The 17,744-nt window shown below is 32.9% G+C and carries 19 protein-coding genes; 9 read left to right on the plus strand and 10 right to left on the minus strand.

Annotated features, from left to right (window positions below):
• The first annotated feature begins 7 nt into the window (after positions 1–7).
• The 3 genes from MMJJ_RS00090 (at position 8) to MMJJ_RS00100 (ending at position 2,002) form a co-directional block, all read left to right on the plus strand.
• On the plus strand, positions 8–667 hold the full coding sequence (locus MMJJ_RS00090; protein ID WP_104837126.1) for a 4Fe-4S binding protein: 660 nt from the start codon (positions 8–10) through the stop codon (positions 665–667).
• On the plus strand, positions 654–1,511 hold the full coding sequence (locus MMJJ_RS00095; RefSeq protein WP_104837127.1) for a permease: 858 nt from the start codon (positions 654–656) through the stop codon (positions 1,509–1,511). The genes MMJJ_RS00090 and MMJJ_RS00095 overlap by 14 nt, the downstream gene beginning before the upstream one ends.
• A 77-nt stretch (positions 1,512–1,588) precedes the next feature.
• Complete coding sequence (locus MMJJ_RS00100; protein ID WP_013999429.1) at positions 1,589–2,002, plus strand: hypothetical protein; 414 nt, start codon at positions 1,589–1,591, stop codon at positions 2,000–2,002.
• Between the two features lie 50 nt (positions 2,003–2,052).
• On the opposite strand, the gene purB is transcribed toward MMJJ_RS00100, so the two are convergent.
• Genes purB through cgi121 form a run of 5 tightly spaced genes read right to left on the minus strand, consistent with a single transcriptional unit; the run spans position 2,053 to position 7,347 of the window.
• Entirely contained in the window at positions 2,053–3,402 is a 1,350-nt protein-coding gene (gene purB, locus MMJJ_RS00105) for an adenylosuccinate lyase (protein ID WP_104837128.1), read from the minus strand.
• A 21-nt stretch (positions 3,403–3,423) separates the two neighbouring features.
• Positions 3,424–5,145: an ATP-dependent DNA ligase gene (locus MMJJ_RS00110; protein ID WP_104837129.1), complete on the minus strand. Its 1,722-nt coding sequence runs from the start codon at positions 5,143–5,145 to the stop codon at positions 3,424–3,426.
• 28 nt (positions 5,146–5,173) lie between these two features.
• The gene (locus MMJJ_RS00115) at positions 5,174–5,590 is read right to left on the minus strand and encodes a hypothetical protein (RefSeq protein ID WP_104837130.1); all 417 of its coding nucleotides are present in this window, start codon (positions 5,588–5,590) and stop codon (positions 5,174–5,176) included.
• A gap of 33 nt (positions 5,591–5,623) precedes the next feature.
• Positions 5,624–6,898 (minus strand): histidinol dehydrogenase, encoded by a 1,275-nt coding sequence (gene hisD / locus MMJJ_RS00120; protein ID WP_104837131.1) that lies wholly within the window; start codon positions 6,896–6,898, stop codon positions 5,624–5,626.
• 17 nt (positions 6,899–6,915) lie between these two features.
• Positions 6,916–7,347 carry a KEOPS complex subunit Cgi121 gene (gene cgi121 / locus MMJJ_RS00125; protein WP_104837132.1) on the minus strand — a complete coding sequence of 144 codons (432 nt, stop codon included), beginning with the start codon at positions 7,345–7,347 and terminating at the stop codon, positions 6,916–6,918.
• Between the two features lie 256 nt (positions 7,348–7,603).
• Here cgi121 and cobA point away from each other — a divergent pair, with 256 nt between their 5' ends.
• Both cobA and MMJJ_RS00135 read left to right on the plus strand, forming a co-directional pair.
• A complete protein-coding gene (gene cobA, locus MMJJ_RS00130; RefSeq protein ID WP_104837133.1) occupies positions 7,604–8,323 on the plus strand; it encodes a uroporphyrinogen-III C-methyltransferase in 720 nt (239 codons plus the stop codon).
• Positions 8,324–8,409: 86 nt separating this feature from the next.
• Positions 8,410–8,988, plus strand: a complete 579-nt coding sequence (locus MMJJ_RS00135; RefSeq protein ID WP_104837134.1) for an FmdE family protein — start codon at positions 8,410–8,412, stop codon at positions 8,986–8,988.
• 48 nt (positions 8,989–9,036) lie between these two features.
• Here the strand turns inward: MMJJ_RS00135 and MMJJ_RS00140 are convergent, their stop codons facing one another.
• The 4 genes from MMJJ_RS00140 to MMJJ_RS00155 form a co-directional block, all read right to left on the minus strand.
• Positions 9,037–9,294, minus strand: coding sequence for a hypothetical protein (locus tag MMJJ_RS00140; protein ID WP_011170908.1), 258 nt, complete (start codon positions 9,292–9,294; stop codon positions 9,037–9,039).
• A gap of 125 nt (positions 9,295–9,419) precedes the next feature.
• Entirely contained in the window at positions 9,420–10,139 is a 720-nt protein-coding gene (locus MMJJ_RS00145; RefSeq protein ID WP_104837135.1) for an MIP/aquaporin family protein, read from the minus strand.
• On the minus strand, positions 10,136–10,351 hold the full coding sequence (locus MMJJ_RS00150) for a DUF2180 family protein (RefSeq protein ID WP_104837136.1): 216 nt from the start codon (positions 10,349–10,351) through the stop codon (positions 10,136–10,138). Before MMJJ_RS00150 ends, MMJJ_RS00145 begins: the two co-directional genes overlap by 4 nt.
• Positions 10,352–10,386: 35 nt before the next feature.
• Positions 10,387–11,886 (minus strand): DUF2193 domain-containing protein, encoded by a 1,500-nt coding sequence (locus tag MMJJ_RS00155; RefSeq protein WP_104837137.1) that lies wholly within the window; start codon positions 11,884–11,886, stop codon positions 10,387–10,389.
• A 340-nt stretch (positions 11,887–12,226) separates the two neighbouring features.
• On the opposite strand from MMJJ_RS00155, the gene MMJJ_RS00160 reads away from it, so the two are divergent.
• From MMJJ_RS00160 to MMJJ_RS00175, 4 genes are all read left to right on the plus strand, one after another.
• Entirely contained in the window at positions 12,227–13,234 is a 1,008-nt protein-coding gene (locus MMJJ_RS00160; RefSeq protein ID WP_104837138.1) for a hypothetical protein, read from the plus strand.
• Positions 13,235–13,319: 85 nt separating this feature from the next.
• A complete protein-coding gene (trxR, locus tag MMJJ_RS00165; RefSeq protein ID WP_104837139.1) occupies positions 13,320–14,222 on the plus strand; it encodes a F420-dependent thioredoxin reductase in 903 nt (300 codons plus the stop codon).
• Positions 14,223–14,238: 16 nt separating this feature from the next.
• Entirely contained in the window at positions 14,239–14,586 is a 348-nt protein-coding gene (locus MMJJ_RS00170) for a thioredoxin family protein (RefSeq protein WP_104837140.1), read from the plus strand.
• A 19-nt stretch (positions 14,587–14,605) separates the two neighbouring features.
• Entirely contained in the window at positions 14,606–15,259 is a 654-nt protein-coding gene (locus MMJJ_RS00175) for a cytochrome c biogenesis CcdA family protein (protein WP_104837141.1), read from the plus strand.
• Position 15,260: 1 nt separating this feature from the next.
• Here MMJJ_RS00175 and topA read toward each other — a convergent pair whose 3' ends face one another.
• On the minus strand, positions 15,261–17,732 hold the full coding sequence (gene topA / locus MMJJ_RS00180; protein WP_104837142.1) for a DNA topoisomerase I: 2,472 nt from the start codon (positions 17,730–17,732) through the stop codon (positions 15,261–15,263).
• Positions 17,733–17,744: the final 12 nt, after the last annotated feature.

Genomic DNA, 17,744 nt, shown 5'->3' on the forward strand with positions numbered 1-17,744 from the left:
TGAAAATTTGAAAGAAAAGAAATTTGAACTTAAATCTAAACTCAAAAAAACCAATTTTTTTAATCTCGTAAAATATGGATTTTTTTTAGTTGCAATTCCATCAGTATTTTTAGTTATATTCCGATGTCCATACACGGTTCCCTTTTTAGTCTGTGATCTCTGTCCTGTTATAGACTGTCCTTCAAAAAATTACAGGCGTTTAATTTTTGGAGCACTTCTTGGTTATGTTGCAATTACAAGAGTTGATTTTTGCGGGAAAGTATGCCCTCTTGGAACTTTAAATGATCTTTTCTACAAAGTAAAAATGAAAATATCTAAAAAACCATTAAAGTTATCACTGGAACTGAAAATAATACTTGATCTACTCAAATGGACCATATTTTTGTTTGTAATTATTGCAATAATCAATGGAAACCCTAGATTTTACATACCAATCCATGCAGGAGAACTTTTAGACTCAATCAGGCTTTCTCTACTTGCCGGTGGAAATGCATATTATGCAAGGCTTATACTTGTTTTAGGTGCAATTTCTTTAGGTGTAGTCATCCCGAGATTTTGGTGCAGATATATCTGTCCATATGGGACCACGATTCAGTTGACAAAAAAAGGAATAAAGAAAGTAAAAGCACACACCTGTACAAATTGTGGAAAACATGATTCAAACTGATGCAATTTTTATATCTTTAGAACATTCCCTTAATTTTTTTTCAGAAGCGTTTGTTTACATACTCTTTGGTTTTCTGATGTCTGCTTATATTAAAGTAAAACTTAAGGGAAAATTAAGACAAAAATTTGTCCATATATTGGATAATTCAAAAAAATCAATAATCATTGCATCGTTAATTGGCGCAGTACTGCCATTATGTTCTGCAAGCGGAGTTCCTGTTGCAAATGTAATGAACTCAAAAGGAACAAATCTTGGAATTACAATGTCTTTTATAGTTTCTGCTTCATCAATAACTCCTCTTGGGGTAATGCTCACTTATTCTTTATTGGGATACGAAATAGCGGTAATGCAGATTTGTGCATCACTCGTTCTAGCCTGTTCTCTTGGAATTATATTTTATAACGATAAAATTCCATTTTATTTTGAAGAATACGATGTAAAAGCTGAAGAAACATTTTTAAAAGTACTTTTTAAACAGATGAAGAATTTAATGCCTGCAATAATGATTGGTTTTTTAATTTCTGGGTTTATGATGTATTTTATTCCAAAAGACATAATATTATACGCCCTTTCAAACAATGTTATGATGTATTTTTACGCGTCAGTTGCAAGAATCTTTATATTTTTATGCCCAAATGCAATGATTCCATTAATTAGTTCTGTTGCAATTAACGGCGTTCCAAAGGGCCTTATCTTATCCTTTTTAATATCTGCCCCATCAATAGGTCTTCCGATGATTTCTGCAATGTTAAAGGTTTATGGTAAGAAAATTGCACTAAAATATGTTTTTGGAGTAATTATGTTGGGCGGTATAATCGGGATTTTAGTAGATATTTTATTATAACCTTTTAATTGCGATTAATCGAAAAAACTATATACTTCTTTAAACTTATTATTTTATGACTACGCGGGGGCAATATTATGCAAAAAATTAAGTTGTTTTCTGGAATTTTAGTTACTGTTTTGATATTGATGTCGCTTTGTGCCTGTATTAATTCAAACTACAGCTCTGACGATTTAGATCAAAGGGAAGTGGTATTAAATGCATTCAATTCCATAATAACGAATTCAGGCGGGAAAATTTTACAAATAAATAATTCTGAAAACACCTGGTCTGAAATAAATGTTACTGTTACTGATGGATTTATAGGCTCAGTAGCATTAAATACTAACTGGAATACAGACTGCTACGGTAAATGCATTGTTGAATCAATTAAAAATTCAGGAATGATTGCAAATAATTCAGTAGTTACGGTAAATTACTATTTAAACAAAAACTTGGTCTCAGTTTATTCTTCGGAAACAGGTCCAAAAGTATATTATAATTTTGAATAATTTTTAAAATTTTAAAAAAAAGAATATTGTTATTAAAATGTTTTTTTAAATTATTCCCAATTTTTAGCTTCATTGAGTACATTTTCTACAATTTCTGGAGCTAATCCAATATATGTTTTATAATCAAACATTTTTTCAATTTCATCAAGTGAAACGTATTTCATAACTTCAGGCTCTTCTAAAAGTACTTCTTTTAAGTGTCTTCCTTCATCGTGGGCTTTCATTGCACATTTTCTAACAGTTTCGTGACCGGTTTGTCTTCCCATTCCACTGTTTGCTAAAAACATCATTACTCTTTCAGCCATGATGAGCCCTTTTGTCATTTCAAGGTTTTTATTAACATTTTCAAGATTTACACTTAATTTTCTCATTCCTTTTATTGAAAGATTAATTATGTGGTCCAAAAGTACGCATGACTCTGGGAACAAGCATCTTTCTGATGATGAATTTGTTAAATCTCGTTCTTCCCAAAGCGGAATGTTGTCGAATTCTGCAAGTGCATTTGCTTTTACAATTCTTGAAAGTCCACAAATCTGTTCAAATGTAATTGGATTTCTTTTGTGTGGCATTGTGGATGATCCAGTCTGCTTTGAAGCGTCAAATTCTTCTTCTAATTCTTTAATTTCGCTTCTCTGCATGCTTCTTACAGTAACTCCTATTTTATTCAAAGTCTGTGCAATTAATGCTAAAGTGGCCATGAATTCTCCGTGTCTGTCTCTTTGAACAACCTGGTTTGAAATTAAAACTGGATCAAGTTCTAAAATTTCACCAACTCGTTTGTGGACTAAAATTCCATTTTCACCGATTGCAGCCATGGTTCCTACTGCGCCTGTGATCATTGAAACACAGAGTCTTTTTTTAGATGCAGCAAGTCTTTCAATATGTCTTTGGATTTCTGAAGCCCACAATGCAAATTTCATTCCGTAAGTGGTTGGAACTGCATGCTGTCCGTGTGTTCTTCCAATGCAGACTGTTTTTTTGTGTTCTTCTGCTTTTTTTAAGAGTTCTCCTCTTAAAATTTTTAATTTACTTTCCAAAACTTCAAAAGCATCTTTAAATTGGAGGGACTGTGCAGTATCAATAATGTCATTTGATGTGGAACCAAAGTGGATGTATTCTCCAGCATTTCCTTCGCACTGTTCAGCAAAAGCTTTTACAACTGAAACAACGTCGTGTCGTGTTGCCATTTCAATTTCTTTTACTCTTTCAAGTTTTACAAATTCAGTTGATTTTTTCCTGTTTATTTCTTCTGCAGCTTCTTTTGGAATCATTCCAAGTTCTGCTTCTGCTAAAGCAAGGGCTGCCTCAACTTCTAACATTTTTTGAAGTTTTGTTTCTTCTTCCCATACCTTTTTCATTTCAGGAGTTCCGTATCTAAAGTCGATAGGGTGAATTGCCATGTAATCACCTTTTATAAAAAATTATTTTCTGTTTCGTTCTATTTCGTATATTTTCTTCACATCATCTAAGGTATTAATGTCATTTATAGATTTGTCTTCCCTTATCTGGACAACTCTTGGAAAACGTAAGGCATAACCCATTTCATATTTTTCAGAAGTCTGAATTTCTTCGTAAGTTACTTCGAGTACTATTTTAGGTTCTAAAATTACTTCTTCACCCAAATCTTCGATTTTTATTTCATTAACTATTTTTGTGAGTTTTTCAAGGTCGTCTTCGGTAAGTCCGCTTCCAACGTTTCCGATAACGTGTAAGTTGCTATCATTATCTTTTACGGAGAGTTCATATGAACCATACCAGTCTTTTCTTTTTCCCATTCCAATTTTTGCACGGGTTACAACAACATCAAGATTTTCTAACGTTGGTTTAACTTTATACATAGTTTTAACACGGCTTCCGGGAGTATATTGTGCATCGGGGTTTTTAATCATGATGCCTTCATGGCCAATGCTTAAACTCCAGTTAAAAAATTCTTTTACAAGATTGGGATCATCACTATTTAATTTAAACGACGAAAATAGCATTTTGTTAGAAAATATCTCTTTTTTAATTTTTTCTAGTTCACTATCCCAGTTATTTGTTCCAAATAGTTTTTCTAAAATTTCCCGTCTTGTTTTTAGCGGAGTATCGATTAAACCTTTTTCATAGTATAAAACATCGAAGAAATATATTCTTAAAGCTATTTTTTCGGCCATTTTATCAATATTATATTTTCGCCTGAACCTTCTTAAAATATCTTGGAAAGGTCTTGGTTTTCCCGAATCTAAATCCATTGCAACGCATTCCCCTTCTAATATGATATTATCAATATCCAGTTTTTTGATTTCTTCAACGAGTTCAGGAACCGAATTTGTAATATTTTCAAGCCTTCTGCTGTATATTTTTACGCCTCCATTTGATTTATGCACTTGAACTCTTGCACCATCGTATTTAGTTTCAAATTGGGGCATTTTAGTCTCAATCATCGCATCTTCAATTGACGGGGTTAGCTGTGCAAGCATCGGTTTTATCGGCCTGAATACTTTTAATTTTAATTCGGGATCTTTTTCAATGTTTGAGCCAGAAATTAACTTTTCGCCCAAAAGTCCAATATCGTTTGTAACAGCATATATTTTTTCGACAGATTCCTTATTAACATTAAAATAATTTGAAAATGAGGCTAAAATTGTTGGAATGTTCATTCCAATCCGCATATCTTCTAAAATAAGCCTTGAAATGTATCTTGATTCAACAGGGTCTGCTAAAATTAGTAAATTTGAAATTATTCTTGTTTTCTTTTTTTGTGAGGAATTTCCTTCGATTTCTGAAAGTTTTTTTAATGTGGAGTACACCTCTTCAAGCGTAAGTGCTTGGCTGAACAATGAAACCTGTTTTATATTTGAACTTAAATTTTCAACAGCAGTTCCAATGTCTCCGGTTTCTTTAATTTTTGATTTTAAATCTTTTTCAGATATCCCTGTGGTTTTTACTGCTTCAAGCAACAAATTTGGCCCAATTCCAATTTCTTTGTTTTCAAATTCTGCAAAAACCCTTCCAATCGTGATTTGTGACACTTGTTTTAAATTTTCCGGTTTTTCATTATTTTTGATAAAATCGATTAATTCTACAAAATAGTCTGTTTTTTCAAGTCTTTTCGTAGTTTTTTCAATTTTATCAAGAATTTTACAAAAATCACTAAAAAGCATTATTACACCTTAAAAATAAAAAAGTAAATTATTTTAAATCGACTTCAATAATTATCCCATCTTCAGATTCTAAAGGTTCTGTTTCTTGTGAATTTTCCGTTTTTTCAGGATTTTTCGAAGGTTCTTCTTCAGAATCTTTAGATTCATCTGAATCGTTTAAATATTTTTCCATATTCATTACATAATTTAAAGACTCATTAAAATCATCAACTGATCGGGATACAGTTTCAATGGCGTTTTCTTCTGAATTATTTCCTGAAAGACTTTCCGTATTATTCACAACCTTTTCTGAAAGTTCTAATGTGGATTCTGCATAGTCAAAGTAAGTTTCAGTAAATGAATCTGTGGTATCCAGCAGTTTTGAGTCATTAATTGTCTTCATTCCGACCATCAAAATCATCAAGACCGCAAAAAGCGATATAAGTAATTTCAGCTGCTGCATCATGTTTTTCACGACAGTACTGATTTTTAATATTTTTTAATTTAATCTTCTTTTAACTGCTTCAGAATGGTTAAATAATCCTTCAGCTTCTGCAAGTGTAGTTACAATGTCACTAATTCCTAAAAGTCCTTCTTTTGTCAATTCTTGAACTGTTGGCTTTTTAATAAATGTTTCAACGCTGAGTCCAGAATACATTTTTGCACAGGCGGATGTTGGAAGAACGTGGTTAGTACCGCTTGCATAGTCTCCAACAGGAACGGGTGCGTAATTTCCTAAAAAGATGCTTCCTGCATTTTCAATGGATTTTAAAACTTCTCTAGGATTTTTCGTCATTATTTCCAAGTGTTCTGGCGCGTAGCTGTTTGAAAGTTCAATACACTCCTCAATTGAGCCGATAACGATTGCAGAATTTAAAATCGATTTTTCAATAATTTCGGTTCTTTTAGCAGTTTTTATTTCCATCAAAATTCTTTCTTTGATTTTTTCTGCTTTTTCTTCGGAAGTGACGGTAATTATACATGAAGCGTTAGGATCGTGCTCAGCCTGTGCTAAAAAGTCCATTGCAACGTATTCTTCATTTGATGATTCATCACACATAATAAGAACTTCGGAAGGCCCTGCTGGAAAATCAATTGAAACTTCACCGTAAACTAACTTTTTAGCGGCAGTTACAAAGATATTTCCAGGCCCTACAATAATATCGACTTTTGGAATAGATTTAGTACCGTATGCAAGAGCTCCAATTGCTTGTGCTCCTCCGATTTTGTATATTCCATCAGCTTTTGCAATGTCTGAGGCAACAAGTGTTGCAGGGTTTCCTTCGGTTCCGTTTGGAGGGGATGTTACAATTACTTCTTTTACGCCAGCTACTTTTGCAGGAGTTACAGTCATTAAAACTGTTGAAGGGTAAAATGCCCGTCCTCCTGGAACATAACATCCAGCTTTTTCAACAGGTCTTATGATCTGTCCAGCTTTAATTCCTTTTTTTTCAATTTCCCATTCGTTTAAATTTTTAAACTGGATTTCGTGAAATTCTTTAATATTTTCGTAAGCTTTTTCAAGAGATTCCACTACTTTTGAATCGATTTTGTCGTATGCTTTATCAATTTCTTCAGAAGATACCTTAAAATTATCAAGGTTTACGCCATCGAATTTTTTAGTATATTCTTTTAAGGCATTATCTCCATTTTTTTGAACATTTTCTAAAATTTCGCTTACTGTTGGTAAAATTCCAGAAATATTTGTCTTATTCCTGTTAAGTATAATATCAAGTTCTTTTTCGTTTAATTTTGATATTTTTTTGACAATCATAATCCACACCAACCAAATCATAGAACCTCGATAAGAGCAATTTTTTCACAAACTCTTTCAATTAGGTTTCCGTGAAGGTTAATTTCAAAAACTTCCCTTATCTTTTTTTCTTTTTCGCTATTTAATTCAAGAACGCTGTCATCAATGCATCCTTTTACCGTATTTTTTATTTTTTCAAACGTTTTTTCATCTTCGCATACAACGCAGATGTTTCCTTTTTTTGCACCAAGTATTTTTATCGCATTTGAAATTTGCTTTTGCCCTGATGCACGAAGTAGTATTTCCATCCAGATGTTTTTTGAGATATTGTGTTTTGTTTTTGCCTGGTATATACTGTGCAAAATATGTGTTTTTGTAGCTACTCTATCTGCATTTAATATCTGGAAGTTAAGCCCCATTTTAAAGATTTCGTCGGGAACTTCTGCATCCTTGATGCCTTTTATTATCATATTTTCGCTCTTATTTTGTATTAAGGACGTTTAAAATTAGACTTAATACCAATCAAATTAATCATGATATATTTTAATATACCTTGATATTTCCTTTTATAAGTATTTATTTTAAAATCGGTTTCCCTAAATTAATATTTGGAAGTGTTTACCAACAAATTACCAACAAATATCAAATTTTATATATAAAATTGAACTTAAATCTCATCTATTGTATATTCATGTATTTTGTAAAATTTAGAGAAAAGGGAAAATTATGAAAGTTATTTTAGTTGGTGCAGGCCCTGGTGACGAGGGATTAATCACATTAAAAGGTGTAGAAGCAATAAAAAATGCAGATGTAATAGTTTATGATGATTTAATCGGGGAAAAACTTTTAAAATATGCTAAAACGGGTTCTGAACTCATCTATGTTGGAAAAAGAAAAGGTAAACATTCATACAAACAGGAAGAAATAAACGAAATATTGATTGATAAAGCAAAAGAAAATAAAAATGTTGTACGGCTTAAGGGTGGAGATTCTTTTGTATTTGGCAGAGGTGGAGAAGAAGTTCTTGCTTTAAAAAAAGAAGGAATAGAATATGAAATGATACCAGGAATTACTTCTTCAATTTCAGTTCCAGAAATTTTTGGAATTCCTGTAACTCACAGAAAAGTTGCAACATCATTTACTGTTGTAACTGGCCATGAAGCAGGAGACAAGACCGAAAAAGAAATGCAGGTAAAACTAAGCGAATTAAATGCAGACACAATAGTAATATTGATGGGAATTACAACTCTTGAAAAGCACGTAAAAGAACTGTTGAAAAATCCAAAAAGAAATGAAAATACGCCTGTTGCAATTTTAATGGATGGAACGAGAGAAAATCAAAGAATTGTTAAAGGAAATTTATCAAATATTGTTGAAAAGGCAAAATTGGAAAATGTATGCCCTCCCGGAATTATTATCGTTGGAAATGTTGTAGATGTACTTTAAAATAATAAAAACTTATAAAAAGTAATACGATATATGGGATTTAAAGGATGATAAATTGTAAAGTATCCGCACAAAATGGTGAAAATTTGAATGAAGACTACCAAAAAACAATTGAATTTCACGGCCATGAATGCCCAGGTGTTACAATCGGTTACAGGGTTTCAAAATATGTGTTAGATCACTACGAAAGATCTGAAGATGAACAGCTTGTTGCAATAGTTGAAAATAACTCCTGTAGTATTGATGGAATACAGCAGATGCTTGGATGCACATTTGGAAAAGGAAATCTGAAATTTAAAGACAACGGAAAGCACGTTTACACATTTTACTCAAGAGATAACGATAAAGCTCTCAGAATTTATTTAAAATACAATCTTGCAGAGAAGGTAGGAAACTTCAACAAAAAGTTCAATGAAGGAACTTTAACTGCAGAAGACGAGAAACAGATGTTTGAAAGAAGAAAAGAAGCTGTTAAACATCTTATGGAAGCTCCTGAAGAAGAATTATTCGATGTACAATGGGTAGAAATTGAAGAACCTAAAAAAGCAAGACTTTATCCATCACTTACTTGCGAAAACTGTGGAGAAACATTTATGGAAATTAAGGGAAGAACTATTGATGGTAAAATAGTCTGTAAAGAATGTTTCCAAAAATTAGTTCATTAACTAAATTATTTTTCTTTTTTTAATCTAAAATTTTAAAATTCAGAAAAGTTATAAGACGTTTTGTTTTACGTAAATATAGGCCAAAATTAAAATAACAAGAAACAACGGGAATATATAATTTATAATAATTTTATTTTCAATGCTTTTTAATCTTTTTTTCTTTGAAATTATTTTTTTGTTCAGGTATCGAATTGATTCCGAACGGGACATCGTGGTTTCATCAGAATATCCTATTTTTTTGTTGATTTCTTCTTTTAGCTCCCCTATTTCCCCTTTAATTTTAAAATACTCCGAAATAGTACCCATAATACCACCTGTATGTAATAGTAGCTATATAGTGTTTTAAAATATTAATACTTTTCAGATGAGTTAATAGGTTTAATAATTTTTTAAATATGGTATTTTTCAAAAAATAAAAAAAGAGTTTTCAATTATTCGCGATTTAAGTACTCGTATGTAAATGCGGCAACTATTGCTCCAAGAATCGGGCCGATAATATATATCGGGAAGTAGTACCACAGATTTAACCCGTAAATACTATCTATCAAATACGGCCCAAAAGTCCTTGCAGGGTTTAGTGAGGCTCCCGCAATATTTCCAGTAGTCGTAATTATTGCACCAACTGTCAAACCGATAACCAGTCCTGCAAAGCCATCGGGAGCACGTTTATCCACCGCAACACCCATTATAACGAACATTAGTAGGAATGTTCCAATAAATTCTGCGAGTATTGCCTGGAAATAGCTTATTCCTGCAAATGGTGCAGTAGCCCCAAGTCCCCCAACTGTTACAGAATCAATTCCAATGCATGCAAAGAACAGTAGAGAACCAATTGCAGCACCGATTAACTGGGCGATAATATATAGAACTGTATCTTTTGTGGGGAATTTTTTAACGGCCCATAGTCCAATTGTAACTGCAGGATTAATATGGGCTCCAGAAATACGTCCCATTGTATAAATTACTGCAGCAATAGCGATTGCAAATGAAAATCCAATTGCAAACCAGTCTCCAAGTCCACCCAATAATCCAATTCCTGCAGTTCCGGTATTATTTGCAATCATTAAAGTCATTGCAGCAGCACCTGGACCAAAAAATACTAAAATACCAGTTCCAAGGCATTCTGCAATTAATTTTTTAAGCATGCTCATTTTTTACCCCCCATAAGTGCATTATAGCAGGGTTTGCAGAGCATTCTTGGAATTGTCTTTTTTAATTTCGTGGCTGGAAATGGGTATCCTCCTTCCCAGTGGTCGATTTCTTCACGTACTACGTGGTCCATACAAACGCCCATTCCACAAACTATGCACGAAGCTACTGCATCGGTATCTTTTCCTTCTAATTTACAGAGATAACACTTCATTTTACCCCTCCGTTAAAAATGAAAATAGTTATGAATTATACTGCTTCTCTGTACTGGCAGTACTGATGTCTAAAGTCCACCAAACAAGCGGTTGCACAGTCTTTACAAACTCTTGCAGGAGCTCCAGGTGTTTCTTTATGCAGTGCAATAATGTTTGTCATCATTGTTGCAGTTACAGGTTCACTCGTTAAAAGACATGGATAGTCTGCAAGCCTCATCAGTGCTGAAAATCGAACTGTTATTGCACAAGCAGGGTATGCATATCTTTGTGGGTTCATAATAACCTCATTTTTGAAGATAGGATCAAGATCTACTTTGAAGTTACCTATTTTAGGAGTTATTGGAGCATCGCTTCCATTTTTAACTCTTCGAGCTTTATCAATTAACTTCCAACCCCTATATATCATGTCCATGAAGTCGTGGTTGTGAAGTTCTGCAGCCGCACCTCTTGTTGGATAGAGCTGTACATAGTTATGGAATCTTTTCGTAAGTAAATCTACAACTGTTGGTGCATTAAATCCATCTAATTCAAGCATGCATTCTGTTGCAGCAGCAGTTGACCCTGTTGCAAGAGATAATACTTCATATTCATTTTTGAAGTTTTTCACGTTTGATCGTAATGTATTGTCCATTACTGTTGAAACAGCTTCGATTACTCCCATTACAACGTCATCTTTGCACATGTTAAATGTTGATTGGGCAACGTGGTGTGCAATATCCCCAACACAGTATGCAGGAATAGTTACAATGTTTCCGTAATGAACTTCTGATTCCATTGCAGCAGATACTGCCGATTCCATTTTCTTTTTGTATTCTCCCATATATTTTCTAACATCGAAGCTTTCATGGCCGAAATCGTCCATAAGTTTTGCTTGAGCGTCAATTGGTTTATCATAAATGAATTTTATCATTTCAATTTCTTCTTTAATGGCTTCATTTAATGATTTTCCTGCTTCAACTGCATTTGTAAATTTTTCCCCAAAACCATAGGATGTATTCATTCCCCATGATTTTGACGCTAAAATCGCTTGTTTGTGTGCAATTGGAATATCTACATTTTTAAGAATCCTGTTTACGATGTTACTCGTGCTTCCAGGAATCAATGCGAAGTCTACAACACAGGTAGGCCCATAAAAACCACCATACCTTCTGAGAACTTCTTTACCTATAAGCGCTTCTGATTTTTCAATTGTTTGAATAAATTTTTCAACGCTTTTTCTAAATTCTGGGTCTTCTTTGTAAAGTATTTCAAGTATGGCTGGAGTTTGATAGTGTTCAACAAATGGGTCATCTTCAGGTCTTACAGTTTTGGTAAGTTCCGATAAAATATCGAAATGCGCATTAATCGAATCTTTATGTAATTTAATTACCGAAGGATCCTGATTCCCAACCGCCTCCATCTTATTTGCAACATCTACGTATCCTTTAGCATGCTTTATCTTAAATTCATGCCCTCTTTTTTCTTTAATTATGTCTACATCCGCCCATTGAGCAGCCATTGCTTCATTAACCATTTTTGAGTATATTTCTTCCATATCCTATCCCCCTATTGATTGGATACCTAAACGGCTCAAGCTTTAAACAGCGTCCTCTTTAATTTACAGGCAGTCTGTTTAATTATTAGCCATATAAAAATATGAACATAGTATATTATATGGTTTTTCAAAATAAATAAAAAAATCCCTATTTTTCTTTAATTTATTAATTAAAGCTTATTTTGGGGGTAGGGTTGTGAAGTTAAAATAGCAGTAAAATATATATACTATAATGGTAGTGTAGTATTAAGACACTACAATAAACTATATTTAATATCTGTTAAATGATCAGGATTTAGATTTTGTAACCCAAATTAAATGAATTTACACGGGTGATAATTTGGTAGTCTGCCAAAAAGAATTTACAAACTTATATTTTAAGCATACGTACCCCCAGTACTGGAACCGTATAATTGAGAAATATGGTTTAAAACCAGTTAATACCAACGAATTTACGGACATTTCCCCCCACAGATTTATTGGAATTTTAGGGGACTTTATTTCGAAAAATATTACTACAGGCCCATGTCTTTTAACACATCAGGAAATTAAAAGTTTAAATTATAACACTACTCCCGAAGAAGTTTTAAAAATGCTTCTAAGGCATCCAACACTCGAAGATTATGTTTCAATTGCCGTTGAAACTAAAGGGGAATTTAAAACGAATATTATACTTGAAACTTATGAATATGCTAAATTAATTGAATATAAAACAAAAATAAGCTTTGAAGAAGCATTAACCCTTACAAAACAATCTGCAGAAAATCTTATACGATATTATGATAAAAAACTCGGCCAAAAACATATAACATATCATTTAACTCATAAAAATTCAGAAGATATTCGTTTAAGGGAATTATCTTCAGAATTTAAAACTTACTTTTTAAATAATGCGAATTTATCAAAAAAAGCAAAAGAAATTATTCAAGAGAATCCTGAAGAAAGTACATGGCTTAGAATCAAAGCATCATTCCTTCCAGAATTTGTAAAAAAAGATGAATCAACTATAATTGAACCTGCTTCAAGTATTGAAGGCATGATTCATGCATCAATTCTTTCAAATTCCTCAGGAATTGTTACAAGAAGCCCTCAAACTCTAAATAATAAACCTGTAATGAATGAGGGGCTTGAAAATGAAATTATATACTTAAATAATGATATTTCAAAAGAATTGAAAAAATTAAACCTTCCAAAAACTAAAAAAACCCAGTATGGATGTCCTGCATACAATATCTTTGCATTTTTAGATACCCGCGATATTTCAGAGGTTGAAATAAACTGCAATGATGAAAATGTTGAAAGTTGTATTTTCAATCTAAAAGAAAACTTAGAATCATTTAAGCCCTAGATTGATTTAAAGCCGATATTTAATATTTTATACTATTTTATATATTTTTAAAAACAGAGTATTATTCAGAACAGCAGGTGGTTTGATGGTATATGATTTAATTATTATTGGAGGCGGTCCGGCGGGACTTACCGCAGGAATATACGCAATGAGGGCTAAATTAAGTACATTATGCCTTGAAAAACAAAATGAAGGCGGAAAAATTGCAGAAGCGGGGATCGTTGAAAATTATCCGGGTTTTGAATCGATAAAAGGTTTTGAACTTGCACAGAAATTTTCAGAACATGCAAAACACTTCGAACTTCCAATAATCCACGAAGAAGTTGAGAAAATAGATACTTCATCAAAACCCTATAAAGTTATTACGAAACATGAAACCTACGAAGCAAAATCAATAGTAATTGCATCGGGAAGTAGGTACAAAAAGCCAGGATTAAATGAAGACGATTTTATGGGAAAAGGAGTCTGTTATTGTGTAATGTGTGATGCTTTCTTCTTTTTAAACAAAGAAGTAATCGTGCTTGGAAGGGGTACTTCTGCGATAATGGCAGCATATAACTTAAAAGATATTGCCAAAAAAATAACGATAGTTACAGACAGGTCCGAATTAAAGGCAGTCGAAAAGATAATGGAAGACAGGATGAACCTAATGAATAATCTTGAAATAGTTCTTAATGCAGAACCAATCGAGATTGTTGGAAAAGAAAAAGCAGAAGGTGTTAAAGTTTCAATAGCTGGAGAAGAAAAGATTATTTCTGCTGATGGAATATTTATAAGCTTTGGGTACGTTCCAAATACTGAATTTTTGGATGGAAGCAAAATAAAACTTAATAAAAGAAAATTTATTGAAACGGATGAAAACTGTAAAACTAGCGTAGAGGGAATTTATGCTTGTGGTGACGTTACAGGCGGAATTTTGCAGGTTTCAAAGGCAGTTGGTGAAGGAGTTACTGCATTTACCGGCGCATTAAGCAGCATTCAAAAATAGTAAAGATGTGTTAATTATGAAACATTTCTTAAATTTTTTAGTAGTTATACTTTTAATCGTATCTGCAGGATGTATTTCAACCGAAAAAACAGATTTAGATATGAATGGGCAAAACCTGATGATTGAATTTTATTCTACAACTTGTCCCGCGTGCGAAGAACTTTCACCCCATATTGATGAACTTGAGGATGAAGGATACAATATATCCAGAATAAATGTAAATGAAAACGGTCAGATGGCTATAAATTATGGTATAAACCTTGTACCAACTGTAGTTTTCATTAAAAATGGAGAAGAAGTTGATAGGGTAATTGGAAATCAGCCTGAAGTAATAAAATCGAAAGCAGAAGAATATTTTAAATAATATTTAAATTTGTGATTTTATGGATCTTTTTTTAATCTTTTTGGCAGGAATCTCAACTGCGCTTGGACCTTGCATTGTAACGGTTTTACCATTTGTTTTAGCTTATACTTTTGGAATATCTAATTCCCGGTTTGAAGGATTTTTAGTATCATTTAGCTTTATGGTTGGTTTTTCAATTGTTTTCAGCACGCTTGGAGTTTTATCTTCAGCATTTGGTATTTTTTTAAATTTAACCTTGTTAAAATACGTTGCAGGAACTTTCGCTATAATTTTTGGAATTTTGGTTTTATTCAATAAAAATTTTACATTTAGAAAAGAAGGTGTTTTCCAGAAATTTTCAAAAAAATTATCGAAAATGAACAATATTTCACTACCTGTTAAGATTTTAAATTCGATAGTTTTGGGGATAGTTTACGGGTTTGGTGCAAATATATGTGCAGATCCAATATTGGCAGGAATTTTAACATTTGTAGCATCAAAAGCAGATGTTTATTATGGATTTTTTGCACTTTTGACGTATTCTTTGGGTTACGGGATTCCAATAATATTTTTGAGTACGCTTGGTGCAGAAAGTAAACAAATAGTTGAAAAAATAGTAAAAAAGAAATTTATAACATATATTTCAGGAATTATATTGATAATTTTAGGATTATTTTTAATATTTAGTGTTTAATTTATTTTTCTGCTGTCTTCTTTGCAGTTGCTTTTTTAGTTGTGGTTTTTTTCGTAGCCGTCTTTTTGGCGGTAGTTTTAGTGGTCTTTGTTGCGGTCTTTTTTGGAGCTGTTTTTTTAGCAGTTTTTGGTTTTGCTTCTTTCTTTGTTTCTGCCTTAGTTTCTCCCGGCGTATCTTCTTTTTTCTTGTCTATCTTTTCAGTATGCCTACATTTTGGGTAGTTACTGCATCCAATAAACTCTCCAAATCGTCCTTTTCTTTTATAGAGGTCGCTTCCACATTTTGGGCATTTTCCAACGATTTCCTTTTCATTGGATTCCCCGTTTAATTTTTCAGTATATTTACATTTCGGGTAGTTTTCACAGCCTCTGAAAACTCCATAAGGTCCTTTTTTAATCAAAAGCTTATTGCCGCATTTTGGACAAATTTTTTCTTCCTTTTCAGCTTTTTCAATTTCTTTTTTATCTTCTTCTGAAATTCTTGTACTGCAGTCGGGATTTACACAAATTTTTATTCTATCAAGCCCGATTACTGGATTTTGGCATTTTTCACAGACTTCGTTTAATACTTTGATTCTTCCCTTCTGCGGGAGCGGGAATGTAACTTCACAGTCAGGATAGTTACTGCATCCAACAAATCTTTTTTTGCCCTTTGTACGGATGATAATCATGTCTCCGCCACATTTACATTTTCCAATTATTTGTAAAGACCTATTTGTCGAATCAAGTTTGTCAACAAGTTCAGTTCCGATTTCCTTTTCTTTTAAGCGGAACTCTCCAAGGATTTTTGTAAGTTTGTCTTTAGTTTCCTGTATAACTTCTTCCTTTTTGATTTTTTTGTCCTGAATAAGCTCTAATTTATCTTCAAGGTCTCTTGTAAGGGTTTCTTCAACAATTTCTGGACAGTATTTTCTTAAAGTTTCGGTAACTCCAATTCCAAGATCCGTAACCGTTAAAGAACCATCTTCAATTACATAACCTCGTTTGGTTAGTTTTTCGAGGATATCTGCTCTTGTAGCTTTTGTTCCGAGTTTTCTTTTTTCAAGTTCCTTAATAATCGAAGCCATTGTGTATCTTTTTGGAGGCTTCGTCTCTTTTGCTTCGAAATTTATGTTATTTACATTTATTACGTCATTTTTCTTTAATTCTGGGAGTTCTATTTCATCGAATTTAGTATAGTAATATATTTCATGCCATCCTTCTTCAACGGTTCTTGAACCGCTTAATTTAAATGTTTCGCCGTTAATATCGAGATTGATTTTTGAATATTCCCTTTTAGCGTTATCCCAGTAAAGTGCAATTGTTCTTCTTGCAATAAGTTCGTATAACTTTAATTCATCATCGGGCAGTTTTTCCTTTGGAACATCTACTGCGTGTACCGCAGGGTGTGCAGGGTCGTCCTTTTTACCTGAAATCGGTTTTCTATTTTCATTTAAAATTGTTTCAATGTATGGTTTATAATTTTTATTTTTTGAAAGGTTTTTCAAGACTTCGTCCATGTATGCCTTGTCGTCTGGAAGTTTTTGTGAACTTGTTCTTGGATATGAACAGTATCCTTTTTCATAAAGTTTTTGTGCAACTTCTTGCGTTTTTTTAGGGGAAAACCTAAACATGTTGTGGGCTTCCCTTTGCAGTGCACCTAAATCGAAAGGCGGATTTGGAGGGATGGTTTTCATGCTTTTTTTAACGTCTGAAACTGTTGCCTGTTTTTGACCTTTTACCTTTTCATAGGCTTTATTTGCCTGTTCTTCATCCCAGAATTTTTCAAGCTCGTGAACTGCAATTAAGTCATTATCTAAAAGAGCTTCAAGCACCCAATATGGGGTTGGAACAAAATTTCTAATTTCTAATTCTTTATCTACTAAAAAAGCAAGTGCTGGACCCTGAACCCTACCTGTACTGAGGGTTTTCCATCGTTTAACTGAACTTACTGCCTGCATAAGTGCTCTTGAAACATTTATACCAAAATACCAGTCGATTTTGTGTCTGCTGTCTCCTGCATCAACGAGTCCAAAATCTATTTCATTTGGATTTTCATAAGCTTTCAGGATTTCTTTTTTAGTTAAACTTGAAAATCTTAATCTGTGAGCGTTTTTCTGGCCGCATGAAAAATTCAGTGCATGGTAACCAATTAACTCCCCTTCAATATCCCAATCCGTTGCAACATAAAATTTGTTTGCGTCTTTTGAAACTTTTTTCAGTGCATCAATATATTTTTGAATGTATTTTTTTTCATCAAGCGTTGATGCTGGAACCCAATTTATATCGTAAACCGGGTAATCTCCAAATTTAGTTTTGGTTTTTTCTTGGAGCGTGTATAAGTGACCTACTGCTGAAGCTACCACTATACTTTCTCCATTTCTTTCTAATTCGTAATAAGGCACTGAATTGTGGGATTTTTTCTTTGGTTTTCCAAGGGCTTCTGCAATTTTTTTAGCAACGTTTGGTTTCTCACAGATTATTAGTCCAGTCATTTTTTTCACGTT

The organism is Methanococcus maripaludis, assembly GCF_002945325.1.
In the GTDB taxonomy this organism is placed as follows: domain Archaea; phylum AGJL01; class Methanococci; order Methanococcales; family Methanococcaceae; genus Methanococcus; species Methanococcus maripaludis.

What these genes read in the sequence shown, in the direction of transcription:
- MMJJ_RS00095 (WP_104837127.1), top strand. Translation starts at nt 654, where the DNA reads ATGATTCAAACTGATGCAATTTTTATATCTTTAGAACATTCCCTTAAT.
- MMJJ_RS00100 (WP_013999429.1), top strand. Translation starts at nt 1,589, where the DNA reads ATGCAAAAAATTAAGTTGTTTTCTGGAATTTTAGTTACTGTTTTGATA.
- purB (WP_104837128.1), bottom strand. Translation starts at nt 3,402, where the DNA reads ATGGCAATTCACCCTATCGACTTTAGATACGGAACTCCTGAAATGAAA.
- MMJJ_RS00110 (WP_104837129.1), bottom strand. Translation starts at nt 5,145, where the DNA reads ATGCTTTTTAGTGATTTTTGTAAAATTCTTGATAAAATTGAAAAAACT.
- MMJJ_RS00115 (WP_104837130.1), bottom strand. Translation starts at nt 5,590, where the DNA reads ATGATGCAGCAGCTGAAATTACTTATATCGCTTTTTGCGGTCTTGATG.
- hisD (WP_104837131.1), bottom strand. Translation starts at nt 6,898, where the DNA reads ATGATTGTCAAAAAAATATCAAAATTAAACGAAAAAGAACTTGATATT.
- cgi121 (WP_104837132.1), bottom strand. Translation starts at nt 7,347, where the DNA reads ATGATAATAAAAGGCATCAAGGATGCAGAAGTTCCCGACGAAATCTTT.
- cobA (WP_104837133.1), top strand. Translation starts at nt 7,604, where the DNA reads ATGAAAGTTATTTTAGTTGGTGCAGGCCCTGGTGACGAGGGATTAATC.
- MMJJ_RS00140 (WP_011170908.1), bottom strand. Translation starts at nt 9,294, where the DNA reads ATGGGTACTATTTCGGAGTATTTTAAAATTAAAGGGGAAATAGGGGAG.
- MMJJ_RS00145 (WP_104837135.1), bottom strand. Translation starts at nt 10,139, where the DNA reads ATGAGCATGCTTAAAAAATTAATTGCAGAATGCCTTGGAACTGGTATT.
- MMJJ_RS00150 (WP_104837136.1), bottom strand. Translation starts at nt 10,351, where the DNA reads ATGAAGTGTTATCTCTGTAAATTAGAAGGAAAAGATACCGATGCAGTA.
- MMJJ_RS00155 (WP_104837137.1), bottom strand. Translation starts at nt 11,886, where the DNA reads ATGGAAGAAATATACTCAAAAATGGTTAATGAAGCAATGGCTGCTCAA.
- trxR (WP_104837139.1), top strand. Translation starts at nt 13,320, where the DNA reads ATGGTATATGATTTAATTATTATTGGAGGCGGTCCGGCGGGACTTACC.
- MMJJ_RS00170 (WP_104837140.1), top strand. Translation starts at nt 14,239, where the DNA reads ATGAAACATTTCTTAAATTTTTTAGTAGTTATACTTTTAATCGTATCT.
- MMJJ_RS00175 (WP_104837141.1), top strand. Translation starts at nt 14,606, where the DNA reads ATGGATCTTTTTTTAATCTTTTTGGCAGGAATCTCAACTGCGCTTGGA.
- topA (WP_104837142.1), bottom strand. Translation starts at nt 17,732, where the DNA reads ATGACTGGACTAATAATCTGTGAGAAACCAAACGTTGCTAAAAAAATT.